At 64.1% G+C, this 245-nt stretch carries 1 protein-coding gene; it reads right to left on the bottom strand.

All coding sequences use genetic code 11. From position 1 onward, the window contains the following. The coding region (locus ACYPYD_RS23015) for a transposase (protein ID WP_459665610.1) at nucleotides 1-245 on the bottom strand (245 nt) is incomplete at both ends.

Raw genomic sequence — 245 nt, forward strand, 5'->3', positions numbered from 1 at the left:
TTGGTGTTATTCTGGGCCACGTGCGGGGTGACGTCCATCTCGCGCAATGCCTCGACGAAGGCGGCGGTGTCGTAGTTCTTGTCCGCGCCCAGCGTGATCCGATGGCGCCCTTCCATCCGGCCTAGCATGGTCAGTGCGGCCTCGCGTTCGGCGGTGCCGGTCGCGTGGGTGAGGATCGCATCGACTACGAGGCCATTGCGGTTCTCCATGAGGACATGGGCCATATGGCACAGCTTGGCTGCCTG

Source organism: Novosphingobium sp. 11B (assembly GCF_054589055.1).